Here is a 7,253-nt window from a genome sequence, read left to right on the forward strand (position 1 = left end):
GCCCAGGGCGCGGGCGCGCCCGCCCGGCGCGTCGTCAACGCCGTCACCAGCCTGCTCGCCGTCCCCGGACTGCGCGCCACGGGCGGCTGGCTCAGCGCCCGGCTGACCGCCGGCATGCTCGGCCAGGTCGCCCGCTACCTCAACCGCGCCGAGTCCGACGGCACCACCACCCTCGACCAGCGGATCCGCGCCCGGGTCGCCGACTGCCTCGACCCCGACGGCCCCAACATCGTCGTCGCCCACTCCCTCGGCACCGTCGTCGCCCTGGAGACCCTGCACCGACACCCCGCCGACGTCGCCCTGTTCGTCACCCTCGGCTCGCCGCTCGGCATCCGCGGCGCCGTCCACCCACGGGTCCGCCCGCACCCCCTCGCCACCCCCGCCACCGTCCGCCGCTGGCTCAACTTCTGGGACCGCGACGACCTCGTCGCCGCCCGCCCCGTCCTGGAGGACTTCACCCGGCCCAACGCCCGTGCCGTCGCCCCGCACAGCCGCCGCGTCGACTCCGACGGCGCCTGGGTGCACCCCGCCGCCACGTACCTGGCCCAGCCGGCCGTCGCCGGCCCCCTCGTCGAGGCGCTCACCACCCTCGCGGAGCGATGAACGAACGGCGCCATGTGCTCGTGATCGGGGCCCAGTGCCCCGAACTCGGCCTGCTCGACGCGCTCGAACCGGCCGCGCACGCCCTGCACGACACCCTCACCACCCCCTGGGCCGGCGCCTGCGAGAAGGACCCGGCGCCCGGCGCCCGCACCCTGCTGTCCGGCCCCGGCCTCACCCGTGCGGAGATCGAACACGCGGTACGGGAGGCGGGCCGGGCCGCCGCCGGCGCGGGTGCCGTGCTCGTGCTCGCCTTCCTCGGCCACGGCATGGCCGCCGGCACCCAGCTGTACTTCATGGCCGGCGACTCGCGCGCCGAGGACCCGCTGAGCGCGGTCAACGTCGGCGCCCTGCTCGGCGGACTCCTCGACACCACCGGCCTCGACGGCCTCGTCGCCCTCGTCGACACCTGCCACGCCGGCCACGCCACCCCCGACCTGTCCTCGCTCGCCGGCGGCATCCGGCGCGGCGACACCCGGCTCACCCTGCTCATGGGCGCCGCCGCCGACGAGGAGGCCTACGACCTCCGCTTCAGCACCACCCTGGTCAAGGTGCTCCACGCGGGCGTCGCCGAGGCCGGCGAGACCCTCACCGGCGCGTCCGTCGCCCGGGCCGTACGCGAGGACGGCGGAGCCGTCGGCCAGGCGATCCAGCACGTCGACTACGACGGCGCCCAGTTCGCCGCCGGCCCGCTCTGGCTCGCCCGCAACGCCCGGCACACCGCCGCCTGCGCCGGCTCCCCGCTCGGCCCCGTCGCCCGCGCCGCCCTCCGCCAGGCCCTCACCCCGCTGGGCGGGGACCAGGCCGCCGCCGACGCCCCCACCCACCCCCGCGACCTGGCCGCCCTGCGCGACCGCCTCGCCACCCTGCCCGCCCCCGAACGCCAATGGGCCCAAGGCGTCCTCGACGCCCTGCGGGACACCGCCCGCACCCTCGCCCTGCTCACCGCCTGGCCCGGCGCCGACCTCACCAGCACCCTGCTGCGCCGCACCCTCGCCGCCACCGGCGCCGGCCCGCTCACCCCGCTGCCCGGCTCCACCGGCACGGACCTCCTCCGCGACACCGTCGAACACCTCCTGCTGCGCGCCCCGCTCGCCGGCGGCAGCCGCACCGCACCCGCCGCCGGCTTCCTCGCCGGGCTCGCCCGCTCCACCGGCGTCGACCCGCAGCACCCCGCCCTGCGCGCCTGGGCCAAGGACACCGGCGCCGTCATCGACCTCAACGACGCCTTCGCCCGGCTCGCCGAGCGCACCGAGGAGATGCGCCTGCGGCTCGTCGTCAGCCTGCACGCGGCCGTCGGCGACGAATGGCCCGAATCCCTCGCCGTCTGGCTCCTCGACGGCGGTACCGTCCGCCACCACGAGGAGTTCCCCTGCGCCACGCAGGACCGCGCCGGCACCGAACGGGCGCTGGTCGGCGTGCTCCGCTGGGCCACACCCCTCGCCCGCGCACTGGGCACGCCCCTGCGCCGCGTGGAGATCGCCGCGCCCGCCCCGCTGCTCGCCGGCTGGAAGCCCGAGGAGACCGACTTCGGCATGCGCATCGGCACCCGCTACGACGTGGTGCTGCGCTGGAGCGACCGGATCCAGCCACCCGAGCACCTGTGGTGGATCAACGACCAGGCCCGCGACACCCTGAAGGCCATCGAGGACAGCGCCGACGGCGACCGCGTCGACTGGTTCGACGAGGCCGACACCCGCCGCGTACCCGAACTGCGCGAGCGGCTCATGAGCGAGCCCCGCACCCGCGCCGTCGCCCTCGCCCACCGGCCCGCCCGGCTCGGCGACCTGATGGAGACGCTGCTCGCCTCCTCGCCGATCGTGCTGTGGCCGGACGACGCGCCGAGCGATGCGCCGGGCGATGCGCCGGGCGACGCGACGGCCGACGACCCGTCCGAGGAGTCCGTACCGGAACCCGTACGCCGCTCCGTCGACACCCACTGGCATCTGCTGCCCGCCGAGTTCTGCCGCGCCTACCGGCAGAAAGGACGCTCCCAAAACGGGCTGCACCACCTCGCCCGGCTCCGTACCGTCTGGGACGGAGCGGAGTGGCTGGACTTCTGCACCTGGTTCGACAGCGAACACCTGGCCGGCCGGCACCCGGCCCACCACGAGGGGGAGTCACCCGCATGACCTGGCAGCCCTACTACGCCGGCCACGGCACCCCGCCCGCCCGGCCCGAGGAGCGCGTCGCGCTGCCCCCGGCGCCGCCCTGGCGCGAGTTCCCGCGCCGCTCCCTGCACGAGCAGTTCGTGCCGCCGCGCGGCCTGATCGAGGCCGTCAACGCCGCGCTCGCGCTGCGCCGCCCGCTGCTCGTCACCGGACCGGCCGGATCCGGCAAGTCCACGGTCATCGAGCAGGTCGCCGCCGAACTCGACCTCGGCACCGTGCTGCGCTGGCACATCACCTCCCGCAGCAGCCTCGCCGACGCCCTCTACCGCTACGACGCCCTCGGCCGCATCCACGCCCAGCGCCTCCAGGGCACCGACGGCGGCCCGTCCGCCTCCGACGACATCGCGCCCTTCCTGCGCATGGGCCCGCTCGGCACCGCCCTGCTGCCCGCCGACCGGCCCCGCGCCCTGCTCATCGACGAGATCGACAAGAGCGACCTCGACCTGCCCAGCGACCTCCTCGACGTCCTCGAACGCGGCGAGTTCGAGATCCCCGAACTCGCCCGCTACGGCACGGACGTCGTCGCCGTACGCGAATGGCAGGGCGACCGGCACCACGAGATCCGGCGCGGCCGGGTGCAGTGCACCGAGTTCCCGTTCATCGTCATGACCAGCAACGGCGAACGCGACTTCCCCGCCGCCTTCCTGCGCCGCTGCGTCCGCTTCACCATGCCGCTGCCCACCCCCGAGACGCTCCTCAGGATCGTCGAGGCCCACATGGGCGCCGGCACCGCCGCCACCCCGGCGGCCGACCGGCTCGTCACCGCCTTCCTGGAGCGCCTCGGCGCGGGCGAGAGCCTCGCCGTCGACCAGCTCCTCAACGCCGTCCACCTCCTGGCCGGCACCGACGCCCCCGACGAGGCCCGACGGCAGGCCGTCGAGGACCTCATCCTGCGCGAGCTCTCGCATGCCTGACCCACTGCCCCGGCTGCTCTCCGCCCTGCGCACCGCCGTCCCCGAACTGGACGGCACCGCACTGGCGGAGGCGCTGTGGCTGGCCGCCCACCAGGCGGACGAAGGGGTACGGGACGGAGCCGGGCCCGGCCCGGAGTCGGCCGCGTCCCGGCCGGGCGACCGGCAGCGGCCGCCCGAGCCGGAGACGCCGTCCACCGCCGACCGGGACGCCCGTGCCCCCAGGACCCCGGCCCGTGAACCCGGCCCCGACGACGCCAGGAGCCCAGGCGCCGCCACCCGCCCCCTCCACGAACGGCTCCCCGGCAGCGCCGCCCCCGTCCGCGGCCACGCCGTCGCCGCGCCCCACGCCGCGGGACTGCCCCGCGCCCTGGAACTCACCCGCGCCCTGCGCCCGTGGAAACGACGCTGGCCACAGGGCCGGCGCGGCGAACTCGACATCGACGCCACCGTCGACGGCTACGCCCGCAGCGGCGAACTGATCCCCGTGTTCAAGGCCGCGCCCGAGCGCTGGTTCGACCTGGTCCTCGTCGTCGACCGCTCGCCCGGCATGCGCGTGTGGGGCGAGACCGTCGCCGAGTTCACCACCGTCCTGGACCGGCTCGGCGCCTTCCGCACCCTCCAGGTCGCCGACCTCACCTTCGACGCGCACGGCGCGCCCCGCGCCCCCGGCGCGCTCCGCTCGGCCGACGGGCGGCGCCTCGTCGTCGTGGTCTCCGACTGCATGGCCGAGGCATGGCGCCGCCCCGACGTCTGGCACCTGCTGCGCGCCTGGGCCGGCGCCCACCCCACCGCCGTGCTCAACCCGCTGCCCACCAAGCTCTGGCGGCGCGGCGGCCTGAACCTCCCCACGACCCGCTTCACCCCGGCCGCCCCCGGCAGCCCGCGCAGCCGCGTACCCGTGGAACCGCCCGGCCTGATCGGCCCGAACCAGGAGGCCGAGGAAGGCGACTGGCTGCCCGTCCCGGTCCTCTCCCTCACCCCGCACTCCCTCGGCCGCTGGTCGCGCACCCTCATGCGCGGCGACCCGGAGGGCTGCACCGCCGTCCTCGTCCCGCCCACCGGCCGCACCACCGCCGGCCCCGCCCGGCCGCGCACGGTCCCGCTCCCGCCCGCCGAGCTCACCCGCCGCTTCCTCCGCACCGCCTCCCCGCGCGCCGCCCGGCTCGCCGTGCTCTGCGCACCGTTCGACCGGCTCAGCCTGCGGCTGCTGCACCTGGTGCGGGAGAAACTGGTGCCGGAGGCGCAGATCGCGGACGTCGCCGAGGTCGTCACCAGCGGAGTCTTCGAGGTCACGCAGGAGGGCGGCGGGACGGTCGAACTGGCCCCCCGGCCCGAGGTCCAGGCCGTGCTGCGCGAGCACCTCCCCGCCCACGAGGTCTGGGCCCTGCACCAGGCCCTCGACCAGCACATCGCCGACCGCGGCACGAGCCGGACCAGGCTGCCCTCGGTCGCGTACGACGCGAACGGCCCGCACGACCTGGCGGCGGAACGTGAGGCGTTCGCGCGGGCGTCACGGCGGACGCTCGAACTGCTGGGGCTGGCCGAGCCGGAGCCGGACGCCGGGGCGGGGGCCGGAGACCCGGAGGAGGAGTGGGGCAGCCTGCCGCCGGCGCCGGAGCCCTTCGTGGGCGCCGCGCGGCTGACGGCGGAAGAACTCGCCGAGCGCCTGATCTCCGGCACCGTGCGGGCCGTCCACGTCACCGCCTGGGACGGTGTCCCCGGCGCGGGCCGGACCGCCCTCGCGCTGCACCTGGCCCACCGGGTCCGCGAACAGTTCCCCGACGGGGCGTTCTTCGTACGGCTCCGCGGCTCCACCCGCCACCCCGTCCCGCCGGAGGCCGCACTGGACCGGCTCCTGCACGACCTCGGGGCCCCCCGGCAGGAGTTCGCCGGCGGGGCCGTGCGCCCGGAGGCGCTGACAGAGATCCTGCACCGGGCGCTGAGCGGGCGCCGGGTCCTCCTCGTCGTCGACGACCTCGGGACGGACGAGCGCACCCGCGCCTTCGCCGCCCTCCCCCCGGAGGGCAGCGCCGTCATCACCACATCACGGGGCGAGGTGCCGTACGGGCTCCAGGCCACCGAAGTGCACCTGGCGGGGCTCCTCGCCCTGGACGCGGTCCAGTTCCTCACCGACATGGGCGCGCCCCGGCCGGAGGCCCCGGCGGGCAGCCGCTGGTGGCCCCTCACCCTGCGGATCGTGGGCGGCGCCCTCGCCTCGCCCGACCCGGTGGTCGCCGCCAAGGCCGCCCGGTTCGTCGTCGAGGCGCGCGAGTCGACTCCGCCCGTGCATCCCGCCACGGCCGTACGCCACTGGCTCGACGAGCTCGCCGAAGGCCGCGCCACCACCCTCGTCCGCCTCGCGGAGGCGACCGCCTCCGAGTTCACCCTGGAGGAGGCCGCGGCCGTCCTCGACCGCCGGCTGCCCTCCGCCGCCGCACGCCTCGACACCCTCGTACGCGACGGGCTCCTGGAGCGGTCCGGACCCGGCCGGTACGTGTTCCCGGCCGCCGTCCACGACGAAGTGCGGGCGACCCCGGGCTACGACGCGCGGCGGGAGGTCGCCCGGGAACGGATCAGCCGCTTCCACCAGGCCGCCGCCGCGGCCCTCTACGAGGAGCGGCACCCCGGCGCCGCCCTGCCGGCACGTCTCGGCATCGTCCCCGAGCCCGCGCCCCGCCCCGAGGTGTGGGTGCGCAACGCGCTGGAGTTCCCGGACGTGACCCCGGAGACGCTGCTGCTGCTCACGGACGTGGCCGTGGAGCCGCCGTACCTCCCGGCGTTCGAGCGGGCCGCCGGGCGCTGGACCGGGACGAGCCCGGCGTACGGCGGAACCGCCCGGGGCCGGGCCGCGCTCGCCCTCGCGCGGACCGAGCACGCCCTCGGGCGGCCCGAGGACGCGTGGGAGACCCTGCACCGGGTCTCCCACACCGGCCTGGAGGCCGACGAGGCGACGTACGGCCACGCGGCCCTGCTCCTCAACCGGCTGGTGCTCACCCTCTGGCCGCAGGACGGGGCACGGGACGCGATCTCCTGGGCCAGGGAGGCGCTCGCCTCCTTCGGCCGCGGCCCGTCACCCGAGACGGGCGAGGCGCTGCTCTGCCTCGAACAGGCCCTGGACGCAAACGGCGAGGACGATGAACTCCTGGTCGTGCAAGAGGAGTTGACCTCTCACTTCCAGCTCCGTGACCTGCCGTCGGAGGCAGGCCGGGTCTATGTGCGCACCGCCGCGACGCTGCTCCGGCTCGGCCGCCCCGACCAGGCGCAACTGGCCGTGCGGTGGGCGCTGGCGGTGCTCGACCCGGTGCGGGACGCGGCGGAACGGCAGGCGGCCGAGCGGCTGCTGCGGCTCGCCGCGGATCCCGCCAGGACCGTCATCGCCCTCGGCGCGCCCGCCGCGTCCCGTCACCGGCTCGCCTCGGAGTCGGCGGCCCTGCTCGCCGGTCTGGCGTCCGTCGGGCGCGGCCGGTTCGAGAGCCATGCGTTCCAGGACTGCCTGCTGAGAAACCCCGTCCGCCTGCTGGGCGCCGTACTCGTCGCCCTCATGGTCCTCCTCGCGATCGTCGGACCG

General features: G+C 76.7%; 3 protein-coding genes and 1 pseudogene. All 4 read left to right on the top strand.

The features are described 5' to 3' along the window. Positions 1 to 603 (top strand): annotated as a pseudogene (locus ACWEV0_RS35245) (alpha/beta hydrolase); the annotation flags it as partial. Continuing rightward, entirely contained in the window at positions 600 to 2,732 is a 2,133-nt protein-coding gene (locus ACWEV0_RS35250; protein WP_453153893.1) for a vWA-MoxR associated conflict system protein, read from the top strand. The pseudogene ACWEV0_RS35245 and the gene ACWEV0_RS35250, both read left to right, overlap by 4 nt. Beyond that, entirely contained in the window at positions 2,729 to 3,685 is a 957-nt protein-coding gene (locus ACWEV0_RS35255; RefSeq protein WP_453153894.1) for an AAA family ATPase, read from the top strand. Before ACWEV0_RS35250 ends, ACWEV0_RS35255 begins: the two co-directional genes overlap by 4 nt. After that, positions 3,678 to 7,253, top strand: a 3,576-nt coding sequence (locus ACWEV0_RS35260) for an SAV_2336 N-terminal domain-related protein (RefSeq protein ID WP_453153895.1), incomplete at its 3' end; no start/stop codon positions are given. The genes ACWEV0_RS35255 and ACWEV0_RS35260, both read left to right, overlap by 8 nt.

The sequence above is a fragment of the Streptomyces sp. NPDC003943 genome (assembly GCF_053605265.1).

Excerpts from the sequence above, each read along its gene's own strand:
- ACWEV0_RS35255 (WP_453153894.1), top strand. The coding sequence starts at position 2,729 with ATGACCTGGCAGCCCTACTACGCCGGCCACGGCACCCCGCCCGCCCGG.
- ACWEV0_RS35250 (WP_453153893.1), top strand. The coding sequence starts at position 600 with ATGAACGAACGGCGCCATGTGCTCGTGATCGGGGCCCAGTGCCCCGAA.